The organism is Marinobacterium nitratireducens, assembly GCF_014645375.1.
Lineage (GTDB): Bacteria > Pseudomonadota > Gammaproteobacteria > Pseudomonadales > Balneatricaceae > Marinobacterium_A > Marinobacterium_A nitratireducens.
The window spans coordinates 139,326-155,185 of the sequence record NZ_BMLT01000002.1 but is presented as its reverse complement, the minus strand read 5'-3'; the positions used below and the strand labels follow the sequence as shown (position 1 = coordinate 155,185).

10 protein-coding genes are annotated in these 15,860 nt (G+C 66.6%); 5 read left to right on the top strand and 5 right to left on the bottom strand.

Features of this window, described 5'->3' with window-relative positions; all coding sequences use genetic code 11:
• Positions 1-155: 155 nt before the first annotated feature.
• The 3 genes from IEX85_RS03685 to IEX85_RS03675 all read left to right on the top strand — a co-directional run bounded on the left by IEX85_RS03685 (position 156) and on the right by IEX85_RS03675 (position 4,664).
• Positions 156-1,019: an MBL fold metallo-hydrolase gene (locus IEX85_RS03685; RefSeq protein WP_188858429.1), complete on the top strand. Its 864-nt coding sequence runs from the start codon at positions 156-158 to the stop codon at positions 1,017-1,019.
• Positions 1,020-1,139: 120 nt separating this feature from the next.
• Positions 1,140-2,882, top strand: a complete 1,743-nt coding sequence (locus tag IEX85_RS03680) for a bifunctional protein tyrosine phosphatase family protein/NAD(P)/FAD-dependent oxidoreductase (RefSeq protein WP_444543271.1) — start codon at positions 1,140-1,142, stop codon at positions 2,880-2,882.
• Positions 2,883-2,885: 3 nt separating this feature from the next.
• Positions 2,886-4,664 (top strand): SulP family inorganic anion transporter, encoded by a 1,779-nt coding sequence (locus tag IEX85_RS03675; RefSeq protein ID WP_188858427.1) that lies wholly within the window; start codon positions 2,886-2,888, stop codon positions 4,662-4,664.
• A gap of 202 nt (positions 4,665-4,866) precedes the next feature.
• Here the strand turns inward: IEX85_RS03675 and IEX85_RS03670 are convergent, their stop codons facing one another.
• From IEX85_RS03670 to IEX85_RS03650, 5 genes are all read right to left on the bottom strand, one after another.
• Positions 4,867-7,581 (bottom strand): HAD-IC family P-type ATPase, encoded by a 2,715-nt coding sequence (locus IEX85_RS03670; protein WP_188858425.1) that lies wholly within the window; start codon positions 7,579-7,581, stop codon positions 4,867-4,869.
• A 139-nt stretch (positions 7,582-7,720) separates the two neighbouring features.
• Complete coding sequence (locus tag IEX85_RS03665; protein WP_188858424.1) at positions 7,721-8,206, bottom strand: c-type cytochrome; 486 nt, start codon at positions 8,204-8,206, stop codon at positions 7,721-7,723.
• Between the two features lie 11 nt (positions 8,207-8,217).
• Complete coding sequence (locus IEX85_RS03660; protein WP_188858422.1) at positions 8,218-8,652, bottom strand: DUF411 domain-containing protein; 435 nt, start codon at positions 8,650-8,652, stop codon at positions 8,218-8,220.
• 82 nt (positions 8,653-8,734) lie between these two features.
• Positions 8,735-9,082: a hypothetical protein gene (locus IEX85_RS03655; protein WP_188858420.1), complete on the bottom strand. Its 348-nt coding sequence runs from the start codon at positions 9,080-9,082 to the stop codon at positions 8,735-8,737.
• A gap of 64 nt (positions 9,083-9,146) precedes the next feature.
• Positions 9,147-10,220, bottom strand: coding sequence for a class I SAM-dependent methyltransferase (locus tag IEX85_RS03650; RefSeq protein WP_188858417.1), 1,074 nt, complete (start codon positions 10,218-10,220; stop codon positions 9,147-9,149).
• A gap of 191 nt (positions 10,221-10,411) precedes the next feature.
• Between IEX85_RS03650 and IEX85_RS03645 the strand changes: the two genes are divergently transcribed.
• Entirely contained in the window at positions 10,412-14,074 is a 3,663-nt protein-coding gene (locus tag IEX85_RS03645) for an ATP-binding protein (RefSeq protein WP_188858415.1), read from the top strand.
• A gap of 87 nt (positions 14,075-14,161) precedes the next feature.
• Positions 14,162-15,562 carry an MATE family efflux transporter gene (locus tag IEX85_RS03640; protein WP_188858413.1) on the top strand — a complete coding sequence of 467 codons (1,401 nt, stop codon included), beginning with the start codon at positions 14,162-14,164 and terminating at the stop codon, positions 15,560-15,562.
• The last annotated feature ends 298 nt before the right edge of the window (positions 15,563-15,860 follow it).

Below are 15,860 nucleotides of genomic sequence, written 5' to 3'. Positions count from 1 at the left end.
TGCATCGCTAGACCCACCCTCCATTCGTAGATCCGATTAACCGCCATTTCCCCCATACAACTGCACTTCCTCTATTGCCTTTTGTCTCGCTGAATATTAGATTATATAAATATAGAATATGCTTATTCCTTAAAAGAATTAGCGAGGTTTCCGATATGCATCCGATCGTTACTCACTTCTTCGACGAGCCGACGTTTACCTTCAGCTACGTGGTCCGGGATCCCGACTCCCGCCACTGCGCCATCGTCGACTCGGTGCTCGATTTCGACTATGCCGCCGGTCGCACCTCGACCGCGTCCGCGGATGCCATTCTCGCCTTCATCGACAGCGAGGGCCTGACGGTCGACTGGATTCTGGAAACCCACGTCCACGCCGACCACCTCTCCGCCGCCCAGTATCTGCACCGGAAAACCGGCGCACCGATCGCCATTGGCAGCCATATCCGCACGGTACAGGACACCTTCGGCAAGATCTTCAATGCCGGCACCGGATTCGCCCATGACGGCAGCCAGTTCGACCGGCTGCTGAACGACGGCGACGAGATCCAGGTCGGCAATCTGACAGGACGCGCCATCCACACTCCGGGCCATACGCCGGCCTGCATGACCTACGTCTTCGGCGACGCGGCCTTCGTCGGCGACACCCTGTTCATGCCCGACTACGGCACCGCGCGCTGCGATTTTCCCGGCGGCGACGCGGCGACGCTGTATCGCTCGGTCCAGAAGCTGTTCGCGCTGCCGGATGCCACCCGGCTTTTTATGTGCCACGACTACAAGGCACCGGGACGCGACGACTATCTGCACGAAACCACCGTCGGGGCAGAGCGCCGGGAAAACGTTCACGTGCACCAGGGCATCAGCGAGGGCGACTTCGTGCGCATGCGCGTCGAACGTGACAAAACCCTCGGCATGCCGCGCCTGATCCTGCCTTCGGTTCAGGTGAACATGCGTGCCGGGGAGATGCCGCCGGCGGAAGACAACGGCCAGCGCTATCTGAAGGTGCCGATCGACCTGCTGTAGCGACCGGGTCCTCCGTTATCGACCGGCGCACAGAGATCCGGATACAGGGGACGAGCACCGTACAAGTGCGCGTCGCCCGACAGGGATGCCCGTTCCATTCGATACAGCCAAACGAGGTGCATGATGGACGTTCGACAGCTATCCCCCTTCATCAGCGTCAGCCCGCAGCTTACCCCGGCTGACGTCGGTCTCGCCGCCTCGGCGGGATTCAAGGCGATCATCGGCAACCGCCCGGACAGGGAAAGCGAGGATCAGCCGGCCAACGACGACATCCGAGCCGCCTGCGAGCGCCACGGCCTGTCCTGGCACTACCTGCCGGTAGTTCCGGGTCAGATCACCGACGACGACATCCGCGCCTTCCGCAACCTCCTCGACGAACTGCAGGGGCCGGTGCTGGCCTTCTGCCGCACCGGTACGCGCAGCGCCACCCTGTGGGCGCTCAGCGAAGCGGCGCACCTTGACGCCGATGCCGTGCTGCGTGCGACCGCTGCGGCAGGGTACGACCTTGCGGCGCAGCGGGAGCGCCTGCAGGCGCAGTCGGGGATGCCGCCGGCGTCGCAAAACGCCTTTGGCGTGCGTCACGATGTACTGATCGTCGGCGGCGGTGCCGGCGGCCTGGCGGTGGCCGGCAGCCTGCTCAGACGCCAGCCGGATCTCGATATCGCTGTCGTCGAACCCCGCACCGAGCACTATTACCAGCCCGGCTGGACCCTGGTCGGCGGCGGCGTTTTCGATCGCCGCCAGACGGTGCGGCCGATGGCCGACGTCATGCCCGAGCAGGTGAAGTGGTACCCGTCCGCCGCCGCCGGTTTCGAGCCCGAGCAGCAGCAGCTGGTGCTCGAGGACGGCGAGCGTATCGGTTACCGCATCCTCGTCGTTGCACCGGGTCTGGCGCTCGACTGGGATGCCATTCCGGGCCTGCGGGATACCCTCGGCCGCAACGGCGTCACCTCCAACTACCTGTTCGACCTCGCGCCCTACACCTGGGAGCTGATCCAGAGCACCCGCGGCGGCCGCGCCCTCTTTACCCAGCCGCCGATGCCCATCAAATGCGCCGGCGCACCGCAGAAGGCGATGTACCTGGCCTGCGACCACTGGGCCCGGCAGCAGAGCCTCAAGTACATCGACGTCGAGTTCTGCACCGCCGGCGCTGCGCTTTTCGGCGTCGCAGACTACGTGCCGGCACTGATGGATTACGTGCAGAAATACGGCATCAAGCTCAATCTGCAGCACAACCTGGTCGGCGTCGACGGCGGCCGTCGCTGCGCCACGTTCAAGGTCACCGATACCGAGGGGCACAGCCGAGAGGTGGAAAAGCCGTTCGACATGCTGCACGTCTGCCCGCCGCAGAAGGCTCCGGCATTCATCAGCGCCAGCCCCCTGGCCGATGCAGCCGGGTGGCTCGAACTCGACCCGGAAACCCTGCAGCACAAACGCTTCGGCGATATTTTCGGGCTCGGCGACGCCGGCAACACACCCAACGCCAAGACCGCCGCGGCGGTGCGCAAGCAGGCCCCGGTGGTAGCCGAAAACGTGCTCCGGGCGCTGCGCGGCGAGGCCCCGCGTGCGGTCTACGACGGCTATGGTTCCTGCCCGCTGACGGTGGAGCGGGGCAAGATCGTGCTGGCCGAGTTCGGCTATGGCGGCAAGCTGCAGCCGACCTTCCCGACCTGGCTGGTCGAGGGCCGGCAGCCGAGCCGGCTGGCCTGGCTGCTGAAGGAAAAGCTGCTGCCCTGGGTGTACTGGAACGCCATGCTCAAGGGGCGGGAGTGGCTGGCCGGGCCGCAGCTGCTGGCCCACAGTCCGGCGCCGCACGAGGCCAGCGCCGCCTGCAATTTCGAAGAGCGCAAGCCGGGAACCTGACCGATGCTGCAACGCTATCTGCCGATCCTCGGCTGGCTCAAGACCTATAATCGCGACACCCTGACCAGCGATCTGGTGGCGGCACTGATTGTAACCGTGATGCTGATCCCGCAATCGCTGGCCTATGCGCTGCTGGCCGGTCTGCCGGCAGAGGTCGGCCTCTACGCCAGCATCCTGCCACTGGTCGCCTACGCCCTGTTCGGTACCAGTCGCACCCTGGCGGTGGGGCCGGTGGCAGTGGTGTCGCTGATGACCGCCGCCGCCGTGGGCAATCTGTCGCTGCCGGATAGCGAAGCCTATCTCGCCGCCGCCGTGGCACTGGCGTTTATTTCCGGCCTGCTGCTGATCGCCATGGGCGTGCTGCGCCTGGGCCTGATCGCCAACTTCCTCAGCCATCCGGTGATTTCCGCCTTTATCACCGCCTCGGGGCTGATCATCGCCGCCAGCCAGCTAAAACACCTGCTCGGTGTCGACGCAGGCGGCGACAACCTGCTGCAGATCCTGCTGGCGCTTGGCAACCGAATCGACGAAGCCAACCTGCCGACGCTGCTGATCGGCGCAGGCGCGGTGATCTTCCTGTTCTGGGTCCGCAGCCGGCTCAAGCCGCTGCTGGTCCGCGCCGGCCTCAGGCCACGGCTCGCCGACCTGCTGGCCAAGGCCGGCCCCGTGCTGGCCATGGCCGTCACCACCCTGGTCACCGCCGGCGCCGGCCTGACGGAGCAGGGCGTGCGCGTCGTCGGCGAGGTCCCCCAGGGACTGCCGGGCCTCGGGCTGCCGCCGCTGGATGCCGAACTCTGGCAGCAGCTGTTCGTCTCGGCGCTGCTGATCAGCCTGGTCGGTTTCGTCGAATCGGTGTCGGTGGCGCAGACGCTGGCGGCCAAGCGCCGCCAGCGCATCTGCCCGAACCAGGAGCTGATCGGCCTTGGCAGCGCCAATATCGCCTCGTCCGTTTCCGGTGGCTTTCCGGTCACCGGCGGTTTTTCGCGCTCGGTGGTCAACTTCGACGCCGGCGCCGAGACACCGGCCGCCGGCGCCTTTACCGCCGTCGGCATTGCCCTGGTAACCCTGCTGCTGACACCGCTGATCGAGTTCCTGCCCAAGGCCACGCTGGCCGCAACCATCATTGTCGCGGTGCTGTCGCTGGTGGATTTCGGCGCCCTCAAGCGCACCTGGAGCTATTCGCGCAGCGACTTCACCGCGATGCTGGCCACGCTGGTACTGACGCTGGTCGAGGGGGTGGAGGTCGGCATCATCGCCGGCGTCGGGCTATCGCTGCTGCTCTATCTCTATCGCACCAGCAAGCCCCACAGCGCGCTGGTCGGCAAGCTGCCCGGCAGCGAGCACTTTCGTAACATTGACCGCCATGCGGTCGAAACCGACCCGCGCATCCTCACGCTGCGCGTCGACGAAAGCCTCTACTTCGCCAACGCCCGCTTTCTCGAGGACCGCATCGAGGCACTGATCGCGAACAACCCCAGCGTCGAGCACCTGGTGCTGATGTGCCCGGCGGTGAACCTGATCGACGCTTCGGCGCTGGAAAGCCTGGAAGCGATCAACCAGCGCCTCAGCGACAGCGGCGTGCGCTTCCATCTGTCCGAGGTCAAGGGACCGGTCATGGACGCGCTCAGGCACAGCAGCCTGCTGGACGAACTGACCGGACAGGTGTTCCTGAGCCAGTACGACGCCTGGGAAGCGCTGCGTCGGGAAGCGGCAAGCGCGGCCGTCACCGGCACGCCAGAGGCGACACCGGTGCCACACCGGGAACAGTCGCCGGCGTCCTGAAACCACCGGATGGCGTTCCCGGGTGCGCAGCCCGGGGCTTCCCGACCTGCAATGTGGTATTACCCACAAGAACTGGTTCCAACGCTCCTTAGCGGGAAAAAAGCACACTTCGGTTGATTTCCCCTAATTGGGGCAGCGCCCGGAATGGTACTGGAGTTCCGCGAAGCACCGGCGATCCGCTGCTGCAGCCGTTTCAGCTCAATCACCTTTGCCCGCGCATCCGCAGGAGACGCAGCCGCAGCTGCTTTTCCAGCTCGATGATCACGAACAGTGCCACCCCGACACCGATGATTACGAGACCGTCGCGCAACGACACCGCCGCGGTGCCGAAAATCTGCTGCAGTGCCGGCACGTAGGTGACCGCGAACTGGCCCAGGGTCACCAGTGCGACGGTGAGCCAGACTACCGGAGTGCCGGCCACGGCCCGGGGTGTTATCGAGGTGGTGTAGAAATTGCGCATGAAGAACAGGTGGAAAATCTCCATCACCACCAGCGTGTTGACCGCCATGGTGCGGGCCAGCTCGATCGTATAGCCCTGTCCCAGAGCGTAACTGAAGACACTGTAGACACCGCAGGGAAACAGGACCGACACCAGCAGGATATGCCAGGCCAGGGTACCGGCCATCAGCGGCTCGTCGCGCCGTCGCGGCGGGCGCTGCATGGTGCGCTTCTCCAGCGGCTCGAACGCCAGCGCCATGCCCAGCGTGACGGCCGTGATCAGGTTGATCCAGAGAATCTGCACCGGCGTAACCGGCAGGGTCGCGCCCAGCAGCAGCGCGACGACGATGGTCAGGGCCTCGCCGGTACTGGTCGGCAGAGTCCAGCCGATCACCTTCTTGAGATTGTCGTAGACGCGCCGCCCCTCGCGCACCGCTGCGACGAGGGTGGCGAAGTTGTCGTCCGCCAGCACCAGGTCGGCCGCTTCCTTGGCCGACTCGGTGCCACTTCGGCCCATGGCGATGCCGACATCGGCGCGCTTCAGCGCCGGAGCATCGTTGACCCCGTCACCGGTCATCGCCACGATCATGTCGCTCGCCTGCAACGCCATCACCAGACGCAGCTTGTGCTCGGGACTGGTGCGGGCGAAGACGTCGGTATCCCGTACCGCCTCGATCAGCGCCCGGTCGTCGAGCTGATCGAGGTCGGCGCCGGTGAGCACCGCCTCGGGCCGCGCCAGCCCCACCAGGCGGGCGATCGCCGTCGCGGTACCGGCGTGATCCCCGGTGATCATCTTGACGTCGATACCGGCATCGCGGCACTGCGCCACCGCCTCTATCGCCTCGGCCCGCGGCGGATCGATCAGGCCCACCAGACCCAGCAGCAGCAGGCCGTCGTCGAGATCGTCGAACTCCAGTACCCGGTTGTCGTCCGGTACTGGCTTCATCGCCAGGGCCAGCACCCGCTGCCCCTCTGCGGCGACGGCTTCGTAACGACTGCGCCAGTACTCGCGCTCGAGCCCGACGGCGCCGTCCGGGTGCCACTGGCCGCTGCACAGCGCCAGCACCTTTTCCGGTGCGCCCTTGACGAAAACGCAGGCGCGATGGCGATGATCATGGTTGAGGGTCGCCATGTAGCGGTGACCGGCGTCGAACGGAATCGCGTCGGTGCGGCTCCAGCGCTGGCGCAGCTCCTCTTCGTCCAACCCCAGCTTGCGCGCCATGACCAGCAGCGCACCCTCCATCGGGTCGCCCCGGACGCTCCAGCTGGCGTCCTGCTCATGCAGCCGGGCATCGTTGCACAGGCTCGCGACGGTGGCGATAGGCGCAAGCACGGGCTCGGTTGCGGGATCGACCGGCGCCCCGTCTCGCAGCAGCTGACCGTCCGGCACGTAACCGGAACCGCTCAGGCTGTAGCAGTGCCCGGCGCTCACCAGGGTCGCCACCATCATTTCGTTGCAGGTCAGGGTACCGGTCTTGTCGGTGCAGATCACCGAGACCGCACCGACGGTCTCGATCGCGGGCATGCGCCGCACGATGGCGCTGCGCCGGGCCATGGCCTGGACGCCGATCGCCAGCGTGATGGTCAGCACCGCCGGCAGCCCTTCGGGGATGGCCGCAACCGACAGGCCGACGACCGCCATGAACAGCTCGGCGAACGGGAGCTGCTGCACGAAGTAGCCATACGCCAGCAGCAGCGCGGCAAACACCAGAATCAACAGCGTCAGCCAGCGGGCGAAGTCCGACATCTGCCGCAGCAGCGGCGTTACCAGCGGCTCCACCGACGACAGCAGGCCACTGATACGGCCGATTTCGGTTTCAGTGCCGGTCGCCACCACCAGGCCACGCGCCTGACCGCCGCTGACCAGGGTGCCGCTGTAGGCCATGCAGCCGCGATCGCCCAGCGCAGCCCCCGCATCCACAGCAGCGCAGTCCTTGTCCACCGCTACCGACTCGCCGGTCAGGACCGCTTCCTGAACGCGCAGCCCATGGCAGCTCAGCAGGCGCAGGTCGGCAGGGACGCGGTCGCCGGCCTCCAGCAGCACGACGTCGCCGGGCACCAGTTGCTCCGCCGGCACAGCCTGTCGCTGCCCGTCCCTGAGCACCGAGGCCATCGGCGCCAGCATTCTGCGCACCGCCTCCATCGCCCGCTCGGCCCGACCCTCCTGGGCAAAGCCGAGTACCGCATTGACCAGCACCACCGCCAGAATCACACCGGTATCGATCCACTGCTGCAACAGCGCCGTCACCAGGGTCGACGCCAGCAGTACATAGATCAGCGCGTTGTTGAACTGGGCCAGCAGCCGCAGCAGCGGGCTGCGCCGGCGTGGCTGCGGCAACTGGTTTGGTCCCTGCGCGGCCAGGCGCGTCCCGGCCTCCCGGGCATCCAGCCCTGCCGGGTCGCTGTGATACTGCGCCAGCGCCGCCTCCGGGCTCAGGGCATGGGCCGGCGCCCGCTGCTGTGCTTCCTGCTCGTCCATGTCGTCTCGTCGCCCATCGGCAAATGCCTACAGTGTATAAGCGCTAACGGAAATAGACATGAGCGTCGTCAACAAAACCGGGGGCTGCTGACCGACGTTTTGCAGCGCAACCGGCAGCCTCCCTAAACCTCAACAGCCGCTAACGGGCCTGACGGGTCTTTTCCGCCTGCCAGTCGCGAACCTGCTGTGGCCATTGACTCTTGATGTAGGCCAGTACGGCCCAGATCCGATCGTCGCTGAGACGGTCTCCGAACGCCGGCATGTCGCTTTCGTAGCCCGGCGGCGCGTGGGGCGGCACCATACCGTCGCGGATAATCGCGAACAGCAGCGAATCCGGATGATGCCAGGTGTGGCCGCTGCGATCGTGGGGCGGCGCGGGCATGCGACCGTTGGGCAGTGGCCGCTGCCAGTTCGGCTGGCCCTGCAGCCGAGCGCCATGACAGCTGGCGCATTCGGCTGCGTATACCTCCCGACCGGCCGCCACCTGAGCCGCATCCTCGGGATCGGCGCGACCGCTGCCGGTCTGCGCCCACTGCAGTGCCAGGCTGGCGACGATGATTGCCAGGCTCAGTGCCGCCACCAGCCAGGCCAGCAGGCGCGCCAGACCTTGCGAACGCGATGTCATCGGCAGGCCCCTCACTCGGTGGAGAAAATGCGCGGCATACCCGCAGACAGCTCCATGACCCTGAAGGGCTGCGTCTTGGTTCCGGACATCCCGGGCGAGCCCTGGGGCATGCCCGGCAGCGCAATTCCGCGGATCGCCGGCCGTTCGGCGAGCAGCTTGCGAATGGACGCCACCGGGACATGGCCCTCGACGACATAACCGTCGATGATCAGGGTATGGCAGCTCTCCAGCGACGGCGGCACACCCTGCTCGCGCTTGAGTTCGGCGAGGCGGTGGCTCTCGACCACCTTTATCTCGTAGCCGTGCTCGCGCAGGTACTCGGCATGACCGGTGCAGCAGCCGCACTGGGGGTTCTTGTACAGGGTTCCGGTCACCGCTTCGGCAGCCTGAAGCATACCGGCCAGCAACAGGCCGGCCACAACGACAATGGATTTGATCGTGTTCATTTCACTGACTCCGCATACAGAGTGAACGGGCATCAATATGGGCCCGCCGCGTTTCGACACCCGCCGACAGGCGGATAAGGTTTCAGACGGTCAGTGAAAGACGGGGAGGCTGTGGATCGGGGGCGGCGCGCAGGCCGGGATGAAAGCGCGGGATCTGCGCCCGCTCGGCGTGCTCGGGCGCGGCGATGGCGGCCACTTCCTCCGCGATCGCCATCGCCGCCACGCCGCTGCACAGACCGTCGGCGCAGTCGGCAGACTGGCTGGCGTCGGTGCAGCCGTCGCAATGCGACGTCATGGACAGACCCATATCGACCATCGGGCCGGCGGCGCCAGGGTGCAGACGCGTCTGCGCCAGCTGGACAACCAGCGCCAGCGTCAGAACGATCAGCATCAAGGCCGCCAGCAGGCGGTGAACCGGGAGTATCTTCATCACCTCGGATTAAAGCACGGCACCCCGGAAAACGGCAAGGCGGCGCCGACACCACCGGCACGCCTTACGCCTTGCGGTTAACGTAATAATAGTTCTGGATATCGTGCTCCAGCCGATGCACCTTGGTGTGCCGGAACCCTGCTTCCCGCAGCATCTGCTGCGCCAGCTCGCGCCCCCAGACGGTACCGAGCCCGGGGCCACCCTGACCCAGGGACACCGACATGCAGTGCATGCAGGAAATGGCATAGAGCGTCGGCGCCAGCGGATGACCGATATTGTCTTCAAGGCGGCTCGACGCGGCGATATCCACCATCAGGAAGATACCTTCGGGATGCAGGGCCCTGGCCGCGGCGCTCAGCACCCGCGCCGGTTCGGCCTGATCATGGATGGCGTCGAACGCCGTGATCAGACCGAAGCGCTCGCGATCATCGAGACGCGCGACGTCGCGTACCTCGAAGTCGATATTCTCCAGCCGCAGGCGGGTGGCTTCGCGCCGGGCATTGCCCACCGCCTCAGCGGAAAAGTCGAGCCCCACAAAGCGGCTCGCCGGGTAGCGCTGCGCCATTGCCAGCAGCGCCCGGCCCGAGCCGCAGCCGAGGTCCAGCACCTCGATTCCCCGCTGCAGGCGCCCCTCGAGCCCGTCCACCAGCGGCAGTATATGACTGAACAGACAGCTCACCACGGACTGACCGCTATCCTCGGCCATCACCCGGTGGAACCCCGGATACTCGTCATAGCGCAGCCCACCACCGTTGCGAAAGCATTCCAGGACCCTGTTTTCGACGCTACCGAGCATCGGCATGAACTGGGCCATCACGGCCAGGTTGTTGGGGCTTGCCGCCCGGGTCAGAAAGGCGGCGTGGGAGTCGGGCAGCTGATAGCATTCGTCGTCCGGGTCATAGAGCAGAATGCCGGACACCACCATCGCGCCGAGCCATTCCCGGACATAACGCTCGTTGAGGCCGGCCCGGGCGGCGATCGCGGCGCTGGTCGCCGGCTTCATGCCGGCCAGGCAGTCGAACAGTCCGCTGCGGTGCCCCAGCGACAGCATCTGATTGAGAGCCGCCGCATTCACGGTTTCCAGCAGTTTTTCGGCAAAGGCCTCTTCGGGCAGGGCCTGGGTGCAAAGACGGCACATGACAATTCCTCCGGATTGGACTTCAGGTCGGCAACTTGCCGCCCCGTACTGCCCATCCTCGGGGATCGCCGTCAAACTTTGCCGCTGCCAACCGTCAAGGCAGCGTCAATCCGGGCATTTGCCGGTTTCCGACCTTTCCGCCGGGCAGCGGCCGTAATAGCATGTAAGACAGCTCACAACAGGATAAAGCCGTGGTCGGATTCCGACTCACCCTGCTCGGCGGCTTCGAACTCAGCGACGCCCATGGCAATAGCTGTCCGCTGCGCAGCAAGAAAGCGATGGCACTGCTGGCCTACCTGGCGCTGACTCCCGGCAACCAGCGACGCGAGCGCATTGCCGCGTTGCTGTGGCCAGACAGCGACGAGACTCAGGCCCGGCACAGCCTGCGTCAGGCACTGGTAAGCCTGCGCAAGGCGCTGGGCGACGCCGCGCTGGTGGGCGACAGCGAGCACCTGCAGCTGGCCCCCAACATCCTCGAGACCGATGTTGCGCGCTTCGAGCAGCTGCTCGGCCAGCAGGACGGCGAAGCCGCCGCACTCTGCGGCGGCGAGCTGCTAGAGGGTTTCCAGAGCCGCAGCTATCCATTCGAAGACTGGCTGCAATTGCAGCGCGAGCACTACCGCCGCAAGGCCCTGGACCTGCTGCAACAGCGGCTCGACGACTGTCTGGCGCACAACGCCCTCAGCGACGCCGCCCGCCTCGGCGCCCGGCTGCTGATGCTGGACCCGCTGCGCGAGGACGTGCACCGGCAGCTGATGGAGGTCTATGCAAAGCTCGGGCAGTACAACCATGCCCTGCGCCAGTACCAGCTCTGTCGCAGCCTGCTGCGGCGCGAACTGGACATGGAGCCAGACCAGAACACGCAGAACCTGTACCGGCTGCTGCAGCACCGCCGCGAGCAGCTGAAGCTCGACGTCGAAAAGCCACCCACGGATCCCGGCGCCGGCGAGGCGCCCGGGCACGATAGCGAAATCAAGTCACTGGCCGTTTTGCTGGTGCAGCTGGACGACGCGCTGTTGCACGATGCCCCGCGTACACGGGCGCTGACAGGCATATGCCGGAACAGCGGCGGCTGCTTACTGGACAGCGCAGAGGCTGACCAGCGCCTGCTGCTGTTCGGCCTGCCTCGGCTGCGGGACGATGACTGCGACCGGGCCCTGCGCTGCGCCCTGCAGCTGCTGGACTGGGCGGAACAGCAGGGCCTGCCCCTGATTGCCGGCCTCAGCTACGGGCCGGTCCGGCTGCTGCAACGTCCCCCGGGGGGCGCCGCCGGCCCCGCACTGCAGGAAGCCCGTCGCCTGGTGCTGCTGGCCGACGCCCCTGGACTCTGGCTCGGCGAATCGGTCTACCTTGCCTACCGGGGCCGCCTCCAGGCGCGGCGCGGCACGGACGGCAAAGGCTGGCATGTGCAGGGCGGTCTGCGGGCGGCCGCAGCGAGCAGTCCTTTTGTCGGCCGGAGTCTCGAGCTGCAGCAGCTCGAGCTCTATCTGCAGGCAACCGGCGATGCCGGCTGCGCCCATGTCGTCTACATCCGCGGCGATGCCGGGGTGGGCAAGAGCCGCCTGCTGCAACAGCTTGTCCGGCGTGCCGAAGAGCAGGGGTTCCGCTGTCTTTCCACCGAAATGCTGCCGCTGGCACAACACAGCGACCACAACCCGCTGCAGCGTTTGCTCAGGGGCGTGCTGGGACAGTTGCTCGGCGACCGGGTCGACGCCGCCGGGCTCGAGCCGGCGGTCGATCAATACCAGCGCCGCTACGGCCCGCTGCCCGGGCTATCGGAACTGGCGGGACTGGAACGGCACAACAGCTCGTCGGCGGGCCTGCCGCAGCAGGCGGTGCTGGAAACACTGCTGAATCAGCTGAGCGACCGGGCACCGCTGCTGATCGCGGTCGAAGACATCCATTGGGCCGATGCCACGACCGCCGCGGCGCTCACCGCGTTGGCCCGTGCCGGTAGCGATCGCCCGATCCTGCTGGCCCTGACCAGCCGCTTCGGGGGCCACCCATTCAGCCCGCAGTGGCGCTCGAGTCTCGGCGAACTGCCGCTACTGACGCTGGACCTGGCCCCGCTGCGCAGCGAAGAGAGTCGCCGGCTGGTCCGCGCCCTTGGCCACGATCCCGACAGCCCGGCGGCACAGCGCTGCCGGCAGCGCGCCGCGGGCAACCCACTGTTTCTCGAGCAGCTGCTATTTTACGACGACAACACCGCAGACAGGGCACTGCCGCTGCGCATCGACAGTCTCGTCGCCGCCCGTGTCGATGCACTGGAAGCACCCACCCGGCGCCTGATCCGGTTGGCGGCGGTACTGGGACAGCAGTTCGAGCAGCAGGATTTGCTGGCGCTGGGGGAGGCGGAGCCCGAGCTGATCGAAACGCTGATACGCCAGCGTCTGCTGCGGGTACGTGACGGACAGCTCGAATTCGCCCATGCCCTGCTGCAGGAAAGTCTCTATGCCCAGCTCGACCACCGCGAGCGGCAGCATATCCACCGGTGTGCGGCGCGCTTCTATTGCGGCCGCTCGCTGGTACGCGAGGCCGAACACCTGCTGCACGCCGACGAGCCTCTGGCCGCGGAGCGCAGCTGTGACGCCGCGCACCAGCTGCTGGCTCGTCAACAACCACAGCGTGCGCTCTGGTTCTGCGAACAGGCGCTGCCGGTCGCCGACACCAGTCTGCTCTGGTCGCTGCAGCAGTTGCAGGGCGAGGCGCTGATCCGGCTCGGCCGAATCGACGAGGCCATCGCCGCCTTCGACGAGGCCATCGGGCTTGGCGATCGGCCCTCGCAGCAGGTCGACAGCTGGCTCGGCATTGCCAGCGCCCAGACCATCCAGGATCAGTTCGACCAGGCGCTGCAATCACTCGACTACGCCGAGCGCCTGAGCGCCGGCCCGTCCTGCGACCAGCAGGCACGGCTGCACATCACCCGCAGCAGTATCCTGTTCACCCTTGGCGAGCAGCATAGCTGCCTCGAGGCGGCGCTCAAGGGACTGGAAAGCGCCACCAGGTCCGATTCCCCACACTGGCAGGTGCGCGCCCTCAGTAGCGTCGGCGACGGCTACTACCTGCAGGGCCGCATGGGCCAGGCACAGGAATACTTTCAGCGCGCCGTCGATACCGCCATCGAACAGGACCTGCTGGCCGAGGCCGTCAACAACTATGCCATGGTCGCCACCTGCCAGCTGTACCGGCTCGACAACACCGGCGCCCTGCGCAACCTGGAGATTGCCGGGCAGTTGGCCCGCCGGCGACCGGAGCCCCGCTCCGATGCCCTGCTGCTCAACGTCCAGGGGCTGCTGCACTGCTTCGCCAGCGCCGACAGGGCCAAAGCCATCGACGCTTTCCGGGCAAGCCTGCAGCTGGCGGAGCAGCTGGGGGCACGGCGTTTCATGACCGACAGCAACGCCCAGCTGGCCTATCTGGCGCTGCTGGGCGGCGACCGCGAAGGCTTCGAGCGTCATGTCGAGGCCGCCAATGCCAGTCTGGAAGCGGGTGCGCGCCACTTCATACTGCCCTGGCTGCGCGCGGTGGAAGCCTGCGGGCAGACCGACGCCGACAGCCGCCAGCGGCTGATGGAGCAGGCATTGGGACTGCTGACGCCGGCCTGCCTGCCGCACTGCCAGCTGCATGTCCATCAGCTGCAGATCGACCTGGCGCTGAGGGACCGCAACCCGGATGCGCTACAGGCTGCCTGCCGGTCGCTCGAGGCCTACGCCGCCGGGCGTGACATGCCGCTGGCACATTTTTACGCCCGGCGGTCGCTGGACCTGCAGCAGGGGCGCATCGACCGCTCCGCCCTCGAGCCCGAGCTGCGCCGGATCGGTCTGCTGCACTGCCTGCGCTGGTTCGAATACTGAAGTGCTCCTTTTGACGCGGCTTTGACACCAAAGAAAGGCCCACATTGACGACGTCCCGTCATGCTCAGAATAAACGGGAGGTCGACTATGAATATCGGTATTACACTGCGCCGGGAGCTGGGCCGCACCCTGGCAATCGCTACACCGCTGATACTCTCATCGCTGCTGTCGATGGGCATCGCCATCACCGACGTGGTAATGATGGCCTGGCTTGGCAGCCCGGTCCTGGCCGCCGGCGCCGCCGTCAGCGACTTCTATTCGATCCTGGTCTATCTCGTCGGTGGCATACTCGGCGCGCTCTCGGCCGTCCTGGCCGAAAGCCGGGGCGCCGGTCGCGATAGCGACTGCGCCGTCTGGATCGCCCAGAGCTTTCGCCTGGCACTGATCATGGCACTGCCCGGCGCACTGCTGATCGGTGCGATACCGCAGCTGCTGCAGTTGATCGGCGCCGAAAGCGAGGTGGTCGTGGCCGCCGGCGACTATGCGCCCATGCTGGCCCTGACCTTTGTCCTGCTGCTGCTGAGCCGCGTCTGGCATCAGTGCTTCGCCGCCTTCGAGCATACCCGCACCATCCTCGGCGGCATGCTTATCAGCCTGCCGCTCAATGCCCTCGGCAACTACGCGCTGATGAACGGCCACTGGGGGCTGCCGGAGCTCGGCCTCGCGGGGATCGGACTGTCTTCCGTTATCTGCGCCGCGACCCTGCTGCTGTGGTATAGCCTGCAGGCACGGCGGGCCCACTGGTATCGCCCCGTTGCCCGCCTGCTGCTGTGCAACGATTCGCTGCGCCGGAGCAAGCTGCTGCGCCTGGGTGTGCCAATCGGTGTCACCTGCCTCGGCGAAACCGGTGTCTTCCTGCTGGCAACCCTGCTGATCGCAGGCTTCAGTCTCGAGGAGCTGGCGGCGCACACCCTCACGCTTCGTGTTGCCGGTGTACTCTACGCCGTGCCGCTGGGGCTTTCCCAGGCCGCCACGGTCAGAGCGGGACTGGCGTTCGGCGCCAAAGACCCAGCCGCAATGGTCCGGGTGCTGCGCATTCAACTGTGGCTGGCACTGCTCTGGGGCCTGCCGCTGGTACTGCTGCTGCTTGAAGGACGCGAACTCCTGACCCTCTGGCTGCTGCCCGATGCCGGCGGCCGGCCGGCACTACTCGAAACCGCTTCGCTGCTGCTGTTGCTGCTGGCGCTGCTGCAGCCCGCAGACAACCTGGCAACCCAGGTCACGGGCTTTCTGCGCGGCCTGCAGGATACGCGCCGGCCAATGCAGCTGATCATCTGCAGCCAGTGGCTACTGGCGCTGCCCTTGGGGCTTTTGCTGGGCCATGGCGCTGGCCTTGGCGCCACCGGGATCTGGCTCGGGCTAGGCAGCGGAGTGCTGCTGGCATGCGCCGGACTGCTGCTGCGCCTGCAACCGCAGCTCGCGCTGGCGTCCCGGCGCAACGCCGGGCCCGCATCTGCGGAGCCGGATCCCTGGCAGGCATGTGCCTGAGGTGGGGCCGGCAAATTAGGCAAAACTCCTAAGGCAGAGCGACGTAGCAGACGCTAGGCTTTTAGGGGCGCTTGAGATACTGACGTTTCAGGACGCCCCCCTTGAAGTTGAACGGGCACGATCAGCACGCAGCCGATCACGCAAAGCCACGGGCTCCTTTCGGAGCGGCCGGGTTGCCACACTCATCAAGAGAGGCACTGGCAGCGGTGCGGACGCTCGGCTTTATCCGGCTCTCGAATAGCGCCCCGCACGTTGCAGCAACCCGGACGCTTGCAGTCACCCGAGTGGCTGCCCGACA